Annotated in this window: 16 protein-coding genes; 11 read left to right on the top strand and 5 right to left on the bottom strand. The window is 44.4% G+C overall.

The genetic code is table 11. The features are described from left to right. Window positions 1-3: 3 nt before the first annotated feature. A complete protein-coding gene (gene uvrC / locus ACYVLS_RS06065; protein WP_460322424.1) occupies window positions 4-1,791 on the top strand; it encodes an excinuclease ABC subunit UvrC in 1,788 nt (595 codons plus the stop codon). A gap of 18 nt (window positions 1,792-1,809) precedes the next feature. Continuing rightward, window positions 1,810-2,370 carry a GNAT family N-acetyltransferase gene (locus ACYVLS_RS06070; protein WP_460322427.1) on the top strand — a complete coding sequence of 187 codons (561 nt, stop codon included), beginning with the start codon at window positions 1,810-1,812 and terminating at the stop codon, window positions 2,368-2,370. Window positions 2,371-2,413: 43 nt separating this feature from the next. On the opposite strand, the gene ACYVLS_RS06075 is transcribed toward ACYVLS_RS06070, so the two are convergent. The 3 genes from ACYVLS_RS06075 to thiD all read right to left on the bottom strand — a co-directional run bounded on the left by ACYVLS_RS06075 (window position 2,414) and on the right by thiD (window position 4,180). Then, on the bottom strand, window positions 2,414-2,986 hold the full coding sequence (locus ACYVLS_RS06075; protein WP_460322429.1) for an LURP-one-related/scramblase family protein: 573 nt from the start codon (window positions 2,984-2,986) through the stop codon (window positions 2,414-2,416). Window positions 2,987-3,107: 121 nt separating this feature from the next. Next, window positions 3,108-3,272 carry a YvrJ family protein gene (locus ACYVLS_RS06080; RefSeq protein ID WP_460322432.1) on the bottom strand — a complete coding sequence of 55 codons (165 nt, stop codon included), beginning with the start codon at window positions 3,270-3,272 and terminating at the stop codon, window positions 3,108-3,110. 83 nt (window positions 3,273-3,355) lie between these two features. After that, entirely contained in the window at window positions 3,356-4,180 is an 825-nt protein-coding gene (gene thiD, locus ACYVLS_RS06085) for a bifunctional hydroxymethylpyrimidine kinase/phosphomethylpyrimidine kinase (RefSeq protein ID WP_460322435.1), read from the bottom strand. A 116-nt stretch (window positions 4,181-4,296) separates the two neighbouring features. On the opposite strand from thiD, the gene ACYVLS_RS06090 reads away from it, so the two are divergent. Both ACYVLS_RS06090 and ACYVLS_RS06095 read left to right on the top strand, forming a co-directional pair. Beyond that, window positions 4,297-5,025 (top strand): NAD-dependent protein deacylase, encoded by a 729-nt coding sequence (locus ACYVLS_RS06090; RefSeq protein WP_460322437.1) that lies wholly within the window; start codon window positions 4,297-4,299, stop codon window positions 5,023-5,025. 60 nt (window positions 5,026-5,085) lie between these two features. Further along, a complete protein-coding gene (locus tag ACYVLS_RS06095; RefSeq protein ID WP_460322439.1) occupies window positions 5,086-5,718 on the top strand; it encodes an NUDIX hydrolase in 633 nt (210 codons plus the stop codon). A 47-nt stretch (window positions 5,719-5,765) separates the two neighbouring features. Here ACYVLS_RS06095 and ACYVLS_RS06100 read toward each other — a convergent pair whose 3' ends face one another. Then, complete coding sequence (locus ACYVLS_RS06100; protein ID WP_460322441.1) at window positions 5,766-6,659, bottom strand: Cof-type HAD-IIB family hydrolase; 894 nt, start codon at window positions 6,657-6,659, stop codon at window positions 5,766-5,768. A 99-nt stretch (window positions 6,660-6,758) separates the two neighbouring features. Here ACYVLS_RS06100 and ACYVLS_RS06105 point away from each other — a divergent pair, with 99 nt between their 5' ends. The 5 genes from ACYVLS_RS06105 (at window position 6,759) to ACYVLS_RS06125 (ending at window position 12,938) form a co-directional block, all read left to right on the top strand. Beyond that, the gene (locus ACYVLS_RS06105) at window positions 6,759-7,448 is read left to right on the top strand and encodes a uracil-DNA glycosylase (protein ID WP_460322444.1); all 690 of its coding nucleotides are present in this window, start codon (window positions 6,759-6,761) and stop codon (window positions 7,446-7,448) included. 81 nt (window positions 7,449-7,529) lie between these two features. Beyond that, window positions 7,530-8,513 (top strand): phosphate acetyltransferase, encoded by a 984-nt coding sequence (pta, locus tag ACYVLS_RS06110; RefSeq protein ID WP_460322446.1) that lies wholly within the window; start codon window positions 7,530-7,532, stop codon window positions 8,511-8,513. A gap of 451 nt (window positions 8,514-8,964) precedes the next feature. After that, the gene (gene glpK / locus ACYVLS_RS06115; RefSeq protein ID WP_460322449.1) at window positions 8,965-10,488 is read left to right on the top strand and encodes a glycerol kinase GlpK; all 1,524 of its coding nucleotides are present in this window, start codon (window positions 8,965-8,967) and stop codon (window positions 10,486-10,488) included. A gap of 44 nt (window positions 10,489-10,532) precedes the next feature. After that, a complete protein-coding gene (locus ACYVLS_RS06120) occupies window positions 10,533-12,200 on the top strand; it encodes an FAD-dependent oxidoreductase (protein ID WP_460322451.1) in 1,668 nt (555 codons plus the stop codon). 15 nt (window positions 12,201-12,215) lie between these two features. Next, window positions 12,216-12,938 (top strand): MIP/aquaporin family protein, encoded by a 723-nt coding sequence (locus tag ACYVLS_RS06125; protein WP_460322453.1) that lies wholly within the window; start codon window positions 12,216-12,218, stop codon window positions 12,936-12,938. Window positions 12,939-13,018: 80 nt separating this feature from the next. Here ACYVLS_RS06125 and ACYVLS_RS06130 read toward each other — a convergent pair whose 3' ends face one another. Next, on the bottom strand, window positions 13,019-13,243 hold the full coding sequence (locus tag ACYVLS_RS06130) for a hypothetical protein (protein ID WP_460322456.1): 225 nt from the start codon (window positions 13,241-13,243) through the stop codon (window positions 13,019-13,021). A gap of 133 nt (window positions 13,244-13,376) precedes the next feature. Between ACYVLS_RS06130 and ACYVLS_RS06135 the strand changes: the two genes are divergently transcribed. Together ACYVLS_RS06135 and ACYVLS_RS06140 are read left to right on the top strand one after the other, a co-directional pair. Beyond that, window positions 13,377-13,814 (top strand): acyl-CoA thioesterase, encoded by a 438-nt coding sequence (locus tag ACYVLS_RS06135; protein ID WP_460322459.1) that lies wholly within the window; start codon window positions 13,377-13,379, stop codon window positions 13,812-13,814. Beyond that, entirely contained in the window at window positions 13,815-14,414 is a 600-nt protein-coding gene (locus ACYVLS_RS06140; protein ID WP_460322461.1) for a DEAD/DEAH box helicase family protein, read from the top strand. Window positions 14,415-14,441: the final 27 nt, after the last annotated feature.

Raw genomic sequence — 14,441 nt, forward strand, 5'->3', positions numbered from 1 at the left:
TTTTTGTCTAGAGAAATAATTGAGCATAAGCTGGCTTTGCTGACGGACTTACCGGGCTGCTATATTATGAAGAACAAAGAAGAAGAAATCATTTATATAGGAAAAGCGAAAAATTTAAAAAATCGCGTACGCTCTTATTTCCGCGGTGAACATGTGGGGAAGACGAAACGCCTTGTGGAGGATATTGTAGATTTTGAAACAATCGTCACAGGTTCGGACAAAGAAGCACTGCTCCTTGAAGTGACACTGATTCAAAAGCATCAGCCAAAATATAACATTCGCTTAAAAAGAGGGACGAGTTACCCTTACCTTAAAATTACAAATGAAAAAGATCCGCAACTGGTGATTACATCGGATGTTGAAAAAGATGGGGGGCATTATTTTGGTCCGTATCCAGATGTCTGGGCTGCTTCTGAAACAAAGCAGCTGATTCAGAAAATTTATCCACTGAGAAAATGTAATGGGCATCAGAGTCGGGCCTGCCTTTATTATCATTTGGGCCAGTGTATCGGCCCGTGTGATCATGAGATTCCAAAAGAAGAATATGATGCGCAAATTAAACGTATCCGGTCTTTTTTAAATGGGAATGTTACGGATATCAAACGGGATTTGAAAGATAAAATGCAGGAAGCTGCTGAAGACATGAACTACGAGCGGGCTGCGGAATTCCGAGATCAGATATCTTATATTGAACGAACGGTTGAGAAACAGTCCGTTATTTCGAACGACTTTACCCCAAGAGACTTCTTTAATTATTATATGGATAAAGGCTGGATTTCGATTCAAGTATTTTTCGTCCGTCAGGCAACCTTGATCAAGCGTGAAGCCACGATGTTTCCTATTATCGATACGCCAGAAGAAGAATTGATGGGCTTTATTCTGCAGTACTATCAGCACAGCAACAATCAGGTGCCAAAAGAAGTGTATGTTCCTGAGACAGTGGATACGGCCTTACTCGAAGAAACGCTGGAGACAAAGGTGCTTATCCCTAAACAGGGCCGCAAAAAGGAACTGCTCGATTTAACAGGCAAGAACAGCGAGCTGGCGCTCAAAGAAAAATTCCGTCTGATTGAGATGAAAGAACGGAAAACGACTGGTGCAATTGAGGAACTTTCCGATATCCTGGGTCTGCCGTATATCGAACGCATTGAAGCATTTGACCATTCAAATATTCAAGGAACCAATCCGGTTTCGGCGATGGTTTCCTTCAAGGACGGTACCCCCGACAAAACGAATTACCGTAAATATAAAATCAGAACCGTCGTGGGAAGCAATGAGTACGCCACGACCCAGGAAGTTATTCGCCGCAGATACAGTCGGCTGCTTAAGGAGAAAAGAGAACTGCCTGATTTGATTCTTATGGATGGCGGAAAAGCGCAGGTCAATGCGGCAGTGGATGTGCTGGAAAACGAACTGTCTCTGTCTATCCCGGTTGCCGGAATGGTCAAGGATCAGAAGCACCGAACGGCAGGTCTTCTTTTTGGAGACGACTTGGAGCCCGTCGTACTCAACCCTCGAAGTCAGGCTTTTCACCTTGTACAGAGAATTCAGGAAGAAGTTCACCGCTTTGCCATCACCTTTCATAGAAATGTGCGCAGTAAAAACAGCTTTACCAGTCAGCTGGATGAGATAAGAGGGGTCGGTCCGAAAACCCGGACTAAAGTTCTGAGGCATTTCAAGTCTATGAAACGGCTGAAAGAAGCGGAAATAGAAGAGATGACGAAGCTGGGCATATCCGAAGAGGTTGCCCGACGCATTAAAGATACATTGGAGAAAACCCCTTCGAAGTAATGAATAAGGAGACGTATGATGATTAGAGAAGCACGAAAAGAAGATGCTGAACAGATTGTCGAGCTCTTCAAAATAATTTTGACAGATATGGAACTGCCGATAATGGAAAAAGTGGCCTGGGAAAAACTGAAACCGGCTTTGGTGGAGGCGGCCCAACAGGACAATTACAGACAGAGCTACAAGAATGCTTTGGTAAAAGAAATTGACGGTCAGATAGCCGGCTTCTGCTTTGGCTATAAAGGCGGCTTAAGCGATACCGTTTACGCTCCGCTTGACACAATCTTAGATGCACATGATTTGCCGCACTTTGAAACCTTCATGGATAATGAAACTTTTCCAGGTGAATGGTATATTGATTCAATCGTCACGCATCCGGATTTTCGCGGCCAGGGAATCGGAAAAGAACTGATGGAAGGAGCATATGAACGAGCTCGTTCTGTCGAGATGCCGGTTGTGGGTTTGAATGTCGATCATGATAATCCACGAGCGAAAGCCTTGTATGAAGCTCAAGGGTTTGTAAAAACGGGAGAAATTACTTTAGCGGAACATCAATATGATCATATGCAGAAAAAAATATAAAAAGAAGTTATCCACAACTGGTGTGGATAACTTCTTTTGTACTCTATCTGGAAAAAATGATTTTTCTCAGTTTAATGAACACTGGTCGCAGGAAGCCCAGGCTGTATCTCTGCTGTTTGATTTCTTGTAGAAGCGGATCATTGTTCTTGTCATAATGATCAAGCAGCGGCGCAACCACGCAGCCCACTGGAGCCAGGCGTTCATTTTGGAAGGTCAGCATATACTGCTCGCCTGAATATGACATCGTTTTCTGGATGGTCAAAATTCTGCGTCCAAAACGTCGGACAGTAAAGATTTGTTTGTCATAATCACCAGTAATGGTCCAGTTTAACCGGGTCACCGTAAAGAATGGCTTCTTGATGCCCTTTAAACCGGGACGTTTTTTCAGCGAGCCGATTTTTTTCCCGTCCTGATATAGTTGGAACTTGGGAAATAAAGAGAGGACGACCTGTTTCGCTTCAACGAGACGTCTTCCGTCAAGCGTATATATGGTGAGTTTGTCTCCCAATCTTCCCCATTTTCCTACAATCAGATAGACTTCCTGACCCTGTTCATTTTTGACAATCATTTTGTCTTGTAGAGATGCGTATTCCTTATGGATAAATAAACGAGTCATTATTCTCACCTCTCGCTGTGCAGGCAGCCTCACTTTTTTCACTATTATTATACCACCAAATCAGATTTACAGGATAGACTGAGCCTTTACTGTCTGATAAAAATCACTTAAGATGTAAAGCTTATTTCTGTGATCGAGCAGTCACCGTTGTGAGCTCATTAAGCGCACGGACGACGGCATCGAGCTTGTTTTCCATGCGATGCAGAAGAACAACGGAAATGAAGATAGGAAATCCGACATTTGCGATGACTTCTACGAGAGCAGGAAGAAGCTGGCTTTCGGGCATACAGACACACCTCCTTTGTTTCGCTTATCTATAGAAACGAAAACAAAATCAAAAGTGTGTACTAACGTAACTATACGTTCACATTAAATATCTGATTGTCTGTTCAGACGATAGCCGCTATGAAAAACAGGGCCGACAAACTGATTGTATTTAAAGCCTGCTTCGATAGCTTCGGTTACAAAGGTTTTCGCTTTCTCTACAGCTTCAAGTGGAGTCAGTCCCTTGGCGATACCAGCAGTAATGGCAGCGGCAAAGGTACAGCCGGCACCGTGGTTGGTTGCCTGTTCAATTTTCTTTGTTTTCAGAGTAGTGTAGTTTTCTCCATCATAGACAAGGTCGATGGCTTCATCGCCTTTAAGAGCCTTACCCCCTTTGATGACGACTATATTTGCCCCTTTTTCATAAATAATACGTGCCGCTTTCTGCATATCTTCCAGAGTGAAGAGCAGCCCTGTTTCGGCAAGCTGGCCCGCCTCAAACAGATTAGGTGTGATGACGGTTGCCAGAGGAACAAGGAGTTCCTTAATAGCCTCCACATTTTCCGGATTCAGCACTTCTGTTTCTCCTTTACAGATCATAACAGGGTCAACAACGAGTGGCATGTCCGGGTGTTTTCTGACTTCTTCAGCAATGACTTTGACGACTTCTGCGTTAGGAAGCATGCCTGTTTTTGCTGCAGAAATTTTCGGGCCCGCAAAGGCGGTAACCAGCTGATCTCTGACAACGGATGCGTCAACCGGAGTGACACCGTGGCTCCAGTTATTTTCCGGATCCATTGTGGCAATTACAGTCAATGCAGCAATTCCATACGTACCGTATTCAGCAAATGTCTTTAAATCAGCCGCAATTCCAGCACCTCCGCTGGCGTCATTACCGGCAATCGTTAGTGTTAGTTTCGGTGTAGTCATGAGTATAGCCTCCATTTAATAAATTAGTGTAAAATATGAGTATAAACCAATTTCTTTTGACAGGTTCAGTATAAATTAAATACGTATAAACAGCAAAATGATTGAGGAGGAAAAAGATGGACAGATTCGAAGCGTGTGCGCGTTGGATCAGACAAGCTAATAAGATAGCCGTCCTGACAGGTGCCGGTATGTCCACAGAAAGTGGAATTCCAGATTTCAGGTCCTCGGAGGGGCTGTACAGTCGGGGAAGCCAGCAGGGCATCCCGTTGGAAGAGGTATTGAGCCGAAGATTTTTTGTGGACCATCCTAAACAGTTTTACCGCTTTTATAAAGACAAGCTTCTTTACCCGGAAGCTGAACCGAATGCAGGTCACCTGTTCCTTAGTGAACTGGAAAATCTGGGGAAAGATGTAACCATTATTACGCAAAACATTGACGGCCTGCATCAGAAAGCTGGCAGTCAAAAGGTTCTCGAACTTCACGGCTGCACGAAACGAGTGGTGGACCAGTCAGGAAACACATACCCCGCAGAGAGAGTAACCGAGTATCCCGACAGGTGGCTGGTTGATGACAAGTGGGTCCGGCCGGATATCGTTTTATACGGCGAGACATTACCTATGCAGGTTATTTCAGACAGCAGTGAGGCTATTCGTCAGGCTGACTGCCTACTGGTGATGGGAACGAGTCTGAATGTTTATCCGGCGGCGGGACTGATTTTCGACTATAGGGGAGAGGAAAGTGTGCTGGTGAATAAAGAGCCGACTCCTATGGATCATTTTTTCAGCCAGACCTTTGTTTCCACTATTTCGGAGTGGGTAAACGAGATGAACAGCTATTTAAAATAAGATAGAGCCAGACTTGAATCGTGTGGTATGATTGACAAAAGTGACTCTAGGTGGAGAATAATGATGATGAGAAAAATTAAAGATAAGTTAACAGACTATCGTCCGCAGCCTCTGGGGGTGCAGAAACACTTTGCCGTCCTGTTACCCTTAATCAAGGTAGACGGGGACTGGCATATTCTATATGAAAAAAGAGGCAGCAGTATTTCCCAGCCGGGCGAAACGTCTTTTCCCGGAGGGGCGCTTGAAAAAGGAGAAACGTATAAAGAAGCAGCTTTAAGAGAAACTGAAGAAGAATTGAACCTCGGCCGTGCAGATATTGAGCTGATTGGAGAAATCGACTATATTGCAGCACCGTCGCATATCATACGCTGCTTTGTAGGGGAACTGCTGGACTTAACGGTTGAATCGATTCAGCCGAATGAGGAAGTGGAGAGAGTATTTACTATTCCCCTAACGTATTTCCTGGAAAACGAACCTGAATTTCATCAAGTTGGTTTAAAAATCGAGCACAGTGATGATTTTCCCTTTGAACTGATTTCAAATGGGAATGCACACAAATGGAGCACAAGGCAGCAGAGTATTCCGTTTTACCGATTAAAAGATAACTTCCTCTGGGGGTATACGGCAGGGCTGACTCACCGTTTCAGTGAAATACTTCAGGACAAGTTTATAGAGGATAGAAGCGGAGACTAAAAAAGAGAAAGACCAGGTGGCCCTTCTCTTTAAATGCGTTCATTCAGTTAGTCGTTCTGTTCTTTGTATATGTTTCCGCTGAGTACGCGGGAAATAGCTTCGGCTACACCGTTGTCTTTATTGCTGGAAGTATAGAATTTTGCTGCTTCTTTGGCCTCAGGCACGGCATTTTTCATGGCAACGGAATAATCTGCCCATTCAAGCATGGACAAATCATTGATGTTGTCTCCAATAGTCATGACCTGACTGGCATCGAGTCCAAGCTGGCGTGCCAGTCTCTTAACGGCAATGCCTTTTTGAGCCGCAACGTGGTTAATCTCCAGGTTTCGTTCGCTGGATGCTGTAATGGCCAAAATTGGAACCTCATCATACAGTTCTTTTTTCAGAGGCTGGAGAACTTCTGGTCCTTTGTTTGAGTGGACAGATACTTTGAGGATAACGATGCTGTCATCATCAATGACTTCTGCATAATCGTCCACGAAGGTGATCTCCATGTCTTCAATGTGCTCAACGGCCCGTTCGTAAGCTTCTTCTGCGGAAATGTCCGGATTCATATCAGCGAGCATGCCCGCAACCAGTTCTTCACGCATTTCTTTGTTATCTGAGTACATGCCTTTTGACGTCATGAGCTCTTCATGCAGGCCTTCGTGTCTGGAAAAGACAGATAGAATCTGTCTGACCATTTTTTTCTCAAGACCGATATTGTAGAGGTTCTTTCCGGACCCGTCAAAAAACTGGCCACCGTTTTGAGCGATAAGCGGACAGAGAATCGTCTGTTTTTTAAGTAAAGGGGCTGCCAGCGGATAGTCACGACCTGTGGCAATGGCAAAATGAATGCCTTGTTCCTGAGCGCGCTTTATGGCAGATACATTGGCTGGTGATATTTCCATCCGTTCATTAAGCAGTGTTCCGTCCATATCTGACACAATTAATTTAATCATTTACTTCGTCTCCTTTTATACATAATCACTCTCCCTTACTAGTCTACCAAAAATACACGGAAAAGTAATTCAGCAACCATAAAAGAAAGGATGATAAATTTGACGCTTCCTGTACTAAACGACTGGAAACCGATACTGGAAAATGCACAAGAACAGCTCAACTATAAAGAATTAAGAGGATTTTTGAAGAAAGAATACAGCCAGCATACAGTCTATCCGGAAAAAGAACACATCTGGCAGGCCTTTGAATGGACGCCTTACAGTGATGTGAAGGTGGTCATTCTTGGTCAGGATCCCTACCATGGAAAAGACCAGGCGCATGGACTCAGCTTTTCAGTGCGTCCGCATGTTTCACTGCCGCCATCACTCAGAAATATCTATAAGGAACTTGAGCGTGATCTGAATATTACCCCAGTTAGTCATGGCTATTTAAAGAAATGGGCTGAAGAAGGGGTACTCTTGTTAAACACGGTTCTGACAGTAAGAGAAGGACAAGCCCATTCGCACCGAAACAAAGGATGGGAGGAGCTGACAGACTATGTCATTAATGCCTTGAATGAGCGGGAAGAGCCAATGGTGTTTTTACTGTGGGGAAATGCTGCGAAGAAAAAAATGAAGCAGATAGACCAGAACCGGCATGTGGTGCTGACAACTTCACACCCGAGTCCCTTATCGGCTCACCGTGGATTTTTAGGATCCGGAATTTTTTCAGAGGCGAACAAAGAACTGAAAAATCTGGGTTATGAACCAGTTGACTGGAGCCTGCCGGAAAACCCGTCAGAAAATTAAAATAAAGCAATCTAACTGTAAAAAGTAAGTAAGAAGTGGTATATTAATAGTGTTGAAAACAAACCTTGGAGGGAAACTATAGTGGATTTATTTGATAGTTTGAAACAGAAAATTGATGGGAAAAATCTGAAAATTGTTTTTCCTGAAGCGACAGACGAGCGTGTATTAGGGGCTGCCCTGAGACTGCACTACGAGAAATTGCTGGAACCTGTACTAATCGGAAAAGAAGAAGAGATTGCAGCGGAAGCGAAAGCACACGGCTATACTCTGGAAGGTATCGAAATCATTGATCCGGATAAGTATGATAAATTCGACGAAATGGTCAAAGTCTTTGTTGAACGCCGTAAAGGCAAGGCGACTGAAGAACAGGCAAGAGAACAGTTGAAAGAAGTCAATTACTTCGGAACCATGCTGGTCTATATGGACTATGCAGCTGGCCTGGTCAGTGGAGCGGTTCACTCAACAGGTGAGACTGTCCGTCCGGCTCTTCAGATTATTAAAACCCGTCCCGGCGTGAGCCGTACTTCCGGCGCATTCATTATGCTGCGCGGACGTGGACAGGAAAAATATGTGTTCTCAGATTGTGCGATCAACCCAAATCCTAACGAACAGGTATTGGCAGAAATTGCAGTAGAAAGTGCGCGAACAGCAGAAATGTTTGATATCGACCCGAAAGTTGCCCTACTGAGCTTCTCATCTAAAGGCTCAGCAAGTGCACCGGAAGTCGATAAAGTACGTAATGCCACTAAAATTGCTCAGGAACTGGCTCCAGAATATGATATTGACGGCGAACTGCAATTTGATGCGGCCTTCGTATCAGCAGTTGCTCAGCAGAAAGTTCCGGATTCTAAGGTTGCCGGTGAAGCGACAGTCTTCGTCTTCCCTGAACTGCAGTCTGGAAACATCGGCTACAAAATTGCTCAGCGTTTAGGAAACTTTGAAGCAGTTGGACCAATCCTACAAGGGCTGAACAAACCTGTTTCCGACCTGTCACGCGGCTGTGTCGAAGAAGATGTATACAAAACAGCTATCATTACAGCTAATCAGGCTTTAATGAACGCCTAAATAACTGAGTGGTAAAAGCCAAAGATGATTGAGTGACCTGAAAAGGGCTTAATCATCTTTGGCTTTTTTTGTTCGTCGGCATTTTATAACTATTCATGACAAGTTTGACAGGTTTTTCTATAAACTCATGACGATTAGCCGCCAATCGTCATGAGTTTTCTTCAAAAAAGTGGTAACTTGTCACGAAAACAGCTTTTCGAGACAAGTATCTAATAATATTCTGCAAACTTGTAAGGATTAAGGCCTAATCGTAACAAGTTTCTCGAAAACAGGCTTCTCAGTTTTGAAGATTCTGAAGAAGTAAAAAAGAATAAGAGTAAAAGAAATTAAGACTTAAGTTCTTTTTGTTTACACAATCACATGCTTTCTGTTAGAAGAAGCCATTCAACGAATGATACAATTGTTTTATGAGTAAGCCTTTACAACCAATGACGAAGGAGTCGATACAACAATGGCAGATTATATTATGGCAATTGATCAGGGTACGACGAGTACGCGAGCGATTATTTTCGATAAAGAAGGAGAACCTAAGTGGAGTTCTCAGAAGGAAATCGAGCAGTCTTTCCCGGAACCGGGCTGGGTGGAACATAATGCGAATGAAATCTGGCTGAAAACACTTCAGGTCATTGCAAGTGTCATGATTGAAGCGGGTATTGAGGCTGATGAACTGGATAGCATTGGTATTACGAATCAGCGTGAAACAACAGTAATCTGGGACAAGGAAACAGGCGAACCGATTTATCCTGCCGTTGTGTGGCAGTCCAAGCAGACATCGGACATAGCTCACCAGCTGGTAGAAGACGGCCACAAGACTATGATTCACAAGAAAACCGGTCTGATTGTTGACTCATACTTCTCTGGCACAAAAATAAAATGGATTTTGGATGAAGTAGAAGGATCCAGAGAACGAGCTGAAAATGGAGAGCTTTTATTTGGAACAATCGATACTTGGCTCCTGTGGAAGCTGACCGGTGGAGAAGTGCATGCGACGGATTATTCAAATGCCAGCCGCACCATGCTTTACAATATCTATGATATGGAATGGGATAAGGAAATCCTGGATCTGCTGGATATTCCTGAGAAAATGCTGCCGGAAGTCAAACAGTCCTCTGGTGTATTCGGTGAAACAATGGATGCGATATTCAAGGGAACCAATGTACCAATTGCCGGTATTGCCGGAGATCAGCAGGCTGCCTTATTCGGTCAGACAGCCTTTGACAAAGGGATGGTCAAAAACACATATGGAACCGGAGCCTTTATTATTATGAACACCGGAAAAGAACCGATTCAGTCTGAAAACGGCCTGCTGACGACCTTGGCTTATGGCTTGGACGGTGAGGTGTATTATGCACTTGAAGGAGCCATCTTTGTTGCCGGTTCAGCCATTCAGTGGCTGAGAGACGGTATGAGACTATTTAGAAACTCGCCGCAGTCTGAAGAATATGCTACTAAAGTGGATACAACAGACAATGTATATGTCGTGCCAGCCTTCACCGGTTTAGGTGCTCCTCACTGGGATCAGGATGCGCGCGGAGCGGTGTTCGGTTTGACCCGAGGAACGGAAAAAGAACACTTTATCCGGGCAACACTTGAGTCACTGGCATATCAGACACGAGATGTTGTTGATGCAATGAACGAAGATGCCGGCTTGAAGACAGAAACAATGCGCGTGGATGGCGGAGCGAGCATGAATGACTTCCTGATGCAATTCCAGGCTGATATTTTAGATGTAAAAATAGAGCGCTCAAAAATTATGGAAACAACTGCTTTAGGGGCTGTCTATCTAGCTGGACTGGCTACCGGTTTCTTCAAAGACTTGGATGAAATTAAAGCTAAATGGGACAAGTCAGCTACCTTTGAATCTAAAATGGACGAAGAGACGCGCGAAGATTTGTATGCCGGCTGGCAGGCAGCAGTCAAAGCCACCCAGGCCTTCAAGTTCAAACCGAAAAAAGCTAAAAAAGAAAACAAGTAACCAGAAAACTGAATTGATTATAAGAGAGAGGAGCTGAACGATTCATGACTTTTTCGGCTCAGACGAGAACAAAAACAATTGAGTCATTACAGCAGGAAAAATTGGACCTGCTCATTATCGGTGGAGGGATAACAGGTGCGGGACTGGCCCTGCATGCGGCTGCCAGAGACATTCAAGTGGGACTGGTTGAGATGCAGGATTTTGCAGGCGGGACCAGCAGCCGGTCAAGTAAACTGGTTCACGGCGGGCTGCGTTACCTGAAGCAGTTTGATGTGGAACTGGTAGCAGATGTGGCTAAAGAGCGGACTGTAATTGGACGGAACGCTCCCCATATTGTACAGCCAGACTACATGATGATGCCCGTGTATGATGAACCAGGTGCATCCTTTAATGAGTTTTCTGCAAAAGTGGTCCTTCATTTATACGATTATCTGGCAGAGGTGGATGACGACTGGGCACATTATCTTGTGGAGAAAGAAGAGGTACTGAAAGAAGAACCATCATTGACAGAGGACGGTTTGCTGGCAGGTGGCTTTTATTTGGATTACTCAAATGATGACGCCCGACTCACCATTGAAACAATCAAAAAAGCGCATGAACTGGGCGCGAAAATAACAAATTATGTAACAGCCGTCAATTTTCTATATGACGAACAGAACCAGATTAGAGGGATTCAAGCTGAAGATTCATTGACTGGCGAACAGTTTGAGATAGAAGCTAAACTGGTCATCAACGCAGCTGGTCCTTGGTCCGATGAGGTCAGAAAAGCACGCAAATGCGAAGCCGAGGAGAAGATGTATCCGACCAAGGGGGTCCATTTTGTCGTGGATCATGCGAAACTGCCTGTGTCCCGAACCATCTACACTGATTCTGGTCAGGAAGACAACCGCATGATATTCATTATCCCACGAGGCGGTAAAACATATTTTGGCACAACAGACACGCCGTTTGAGGGTTCGTATGAAGAGCCGAGCATTACACAGGAGGATGTGGATTACCTGCTTAAGGCAGTCAATCATCGCTTCAAAGGTGTGAACATAAGCATAGATGATATTGAATCCAGCTGGGCGGGGCTGCGTCCGCTTATTCAGGATGAGAATAATGACGATCCCTCCGGTATTTCAAGAGGACATGAAATCTTTTCAGAAGAAGATGGTCTCATTACTATTGCTGGCGGAAAGCTCACAGATTATCGGCGCATGGCAGAGGACGCTTTTGAAGTAATAGACAAGCGCTTTAAAGAGCTGGATTGTCATTTCAAAGAAGTGGACACCAGTACGATTCCCTTATCGGGTGGAGATGTGCCGGATCCTCTAGCCTTTGATGACTTTATAAAAGATCATCTCCAAGATGGTTTGGATTTAGGACTTGCGAAAGAAGACGCGCAATTTTTAGCGGACTGGTACGGAAACAACATTAAAGATGTTTATGCTTTAAAAGACAAGGCAGAACAGTATAACCTCCCATTAAAAGATGCGTTGCAGCTGGCTTATGGTCTGGAACATGAAATGGTCATGGCACCGGAAGATTTCCTCGGGAGACGGACGGACACACTACTTTTTGCAATAGATAAGCTGGAAAAACTGCAGGGACCTGTCCTGGATGTACTGGAAAAAGAACTGAACTGGACCGAAAAAGAGCGGGAAGAGTGGGAAAAACACCTGGCCACGCGAGTAGGGGAAGCTAGTTTGCGTAAGTTAAAAACAGACTGATGGGAGTGAGTATATTTGGAAACGACACTTTTTCAGCAATTACTAGGTGAGTACTTTGGAACGATGATATTGATTTTGTTAGGAGACGGGGTAGTTGCCGCCAATGTTCTGAAAAAAACCAAGTCCTATGATGGGGGTTGGGTTATGATTGGGATTGGCTGGGGCCTTGCCGTGGCGATGGCAGTTTATGCGGTAGGCTGGCTGTCCCCGGCTCACATTAATCCGGCTGTTACATTAGGAATGGCCGTGGCAGGTGAAATTGGCTGGGGAATGGTGATTCCTTATTCGCTGGCGCAGATAGCCGGCGGTTTTACAGGAGCTGTCCTCGTCTGGCTTCACTATATTCCTCATTTTAGAGCGACGGATGATCAGGAGGCCATTCTAGCTGTCTTCTCAACTGGACCAGCTATCAAAGGATCAAAATGGAACTTGTTATCCGAAACCATTGCGACTTTTGTTTTAGTCTTTGGCTTGCTGGCATTTACACAAGGAGATTTTACCGATGGACTGAATCCTCTGATTGTAGGTCTCCTGATTGTTGCCATCGGCTTGTCACTGGGTGGAACTACCGGCTATGCCATCAATCCGGCACGTGACTTGGGTCCGAGAATTGCCCATCAGCTTCTGCCGATTGCTAATAAAGGCAGATCAGACTGGGAGTATGCTTGGATTCCGATTATCGGACCGTTCCTTGGAGGCGCTATTGGGGCGTTTGTTTTCATACTAATGACATTTTAAAACACAACAGAAACGAACAGTAAAGACCACTATCCTCACTTAGTGTAAGGGTAGTGGTCTTATTTATAAGAGCGTGATAATTAATAGGTTACGCTGGCAAAAAGAATTGCTGCAATAGCCAGTCCAATAGCAGTAATACTCATTCGTGTTGTGTTGGCTTTCAGGAAAAATCCGATTACTGCCAGCACGATGCCGACTCCGCCACTGATCATTGCTGCAGGGTCATTTCCTGTTCCAGCCATAGCCAGACCAAATATTCCGGCAGCCATAGCCAGCCAGCCGATAATTACACCAATATTTTTCATTCTTTTGCTCCTCCTTACCTGTGTTAGTGATAATATACACATGATCGCTTCGTCTCGATTTTACCATAAAACGCTGAGAGTGTGCTACACTAGATAAAAATATCAAAAAGAAAATAGAAAGCAGGACACAAATATGACACCTTGGCTTCACAAAGTTCAGTATTATGAAACAGATCAGATGCAAATTGTTCACCACTCTAACTATATCAGATGGTTTGAAGAAGCACGGACACATTTAATGGAAGAACTGGATTACGGCTACCATCAAATGGAAAGCGAAGGGATTGTCATTCCGGTATTATCGGTTCAGGCAGAGTACAAAAACATGGTCAGATACGGGGAGACTGTCCGGATAGATGCACAGATAAAAGAGTTTACCGGGGTCAAGATGGTAATCAGCTATTCTATTAAAGATAATGTGACAGACGAACTGAAAACCATTGGGGAAACGAAGCACGCTTTTCTCGATAAGGAATCCTACCGTCCGCTGTCGCTTAAACGAAAGCATAGAGACTTATTCAGTTTATTTAAGCGACTACACGAGGAGTTTCTAGAGAAAGGAGGAGCATAATTGGATTTGGTATTGCTGGTTGGACCGCAGGCAGTCGGAAAGATGACGGTCGGCAAAGCACTTGAAGAGCGCATTGAAGCTAGGCTGCTGTTTAATCATGAAACGATTGATCTGTTTGCACGATTCCTAGGGTACACAGGAGAAACCTTCCGTCTCTCGGAAAGAGTGAGGCTGGATTTTTTCAAGGCCTTTACCAAAAATCCGAAGACAAATGCTACCCAAGGGATTATTTTCACCGTTGTGGCTGGCTTTGATCAGGACGGAGACTGGAAAGTGCTTCGGGATTGGACAGAACTGTTTCTTGATGCTGGAGGGAACGTGTACTTTGTCGAGCTGGAAGCTGATTTGAAGGAACGCCTTGAGCGCAACAAGAGTGACTACCGCTTGGAAAAGAAACCATCCAAACGAAATCTGGATTTTTCTGAGGCGGAGCTGTTGGACAGTATGAAAAAACACCGTCTGAATTCTGAAACGGGTGAAGTGGCAGAAAAGTTACCCGGTGTTCATTATTTGAGACTCAATACGACAGCATTGTCTGCAGAAGAAACGGCTGACAGCATTAAAGGCTGGCTATACGAACAGGGATATACAAAAGACTAACCTGATGATTGTTAATGTATAAATCGG

It is taken from the genome of Alkalibacterium psychrotolerans, assembly GCF_054784355.1.

Coding starts and splice junctions, on each gene's coding strand:
- thiD (WP_460322435.1), bottom strand. CDS start 4,180: ATGACTACACCGAAACTAACACTAACGATTGCCGGTAATGACGCCAGC.
- ACYVLS_RS06090 (WP_460322437.1), top strand. CDS start 4,297: ATGGACAGATTCGAAGCGTGTGCGCGTTGGATCAGACAAGCTAATAAG.
- ACYVLS_RS06135 (WP_460322459.1), top strand. CDS start 13,377: ATGACACCTTGGCTTCACAAAGTTCAGTATTATGAAACAGATCAGATG.
- ACYVLS_RS06095 (WP_460322439.1), top strand. CDS start 5,086: ATGATGATGAGAAAAATTAAAGATAAGTTAACAGACTATCGTCCGCAG.
- ACYVLS_RS06080 (WP_460322432.1), bottom strand. CDS start 3,272: ATGCCCGAAAGCCAGCTTCTTCCTGCTCTCGTAGAAGTCATCGCAAAT.
- ACYVLS_RS06120 (WP_460322451.1), top strand. CDS start 10,533: ATGACTTTTTCGGCTCAGACGAGAACAAAAACAATTGAGTCATTACAG.
- ACYVLS_RS06070 (WP_460322427.1), top strand. CDS start 1,810: ATGATTAGAGAAGCACGAAAAGAAGATGCTGAACAGATTGTCGAGCTC.
- glpK (WP_460322449.1), top strand. CDS start 8,965: ATGGCAGATTATATTATGGCAATTGATCAGGGTACGACGAGTACGCGA.
- ACYVLS_RS06075 (WP_460322429.1), bottom strand. CDS start 2,986: ATGACTCGTTTATTTATCCATAAGGAATACGCATCTCTACAAGACAAA.
- ACYVLS_RS06100 (WP_460322441.1), bottom strand. CDS start 6,659: ATGATTAAATTAATTGTGTCAGATATGGACGGAACACTGCTTAATGAA.
- ACYVLS_RS06130 (WP_460322456.1), bottom strand. CDS start 13,243: ATGAAAAATATTGGTGTAATTATCGGCTGGCTGGCTATGGCTGCCGGA.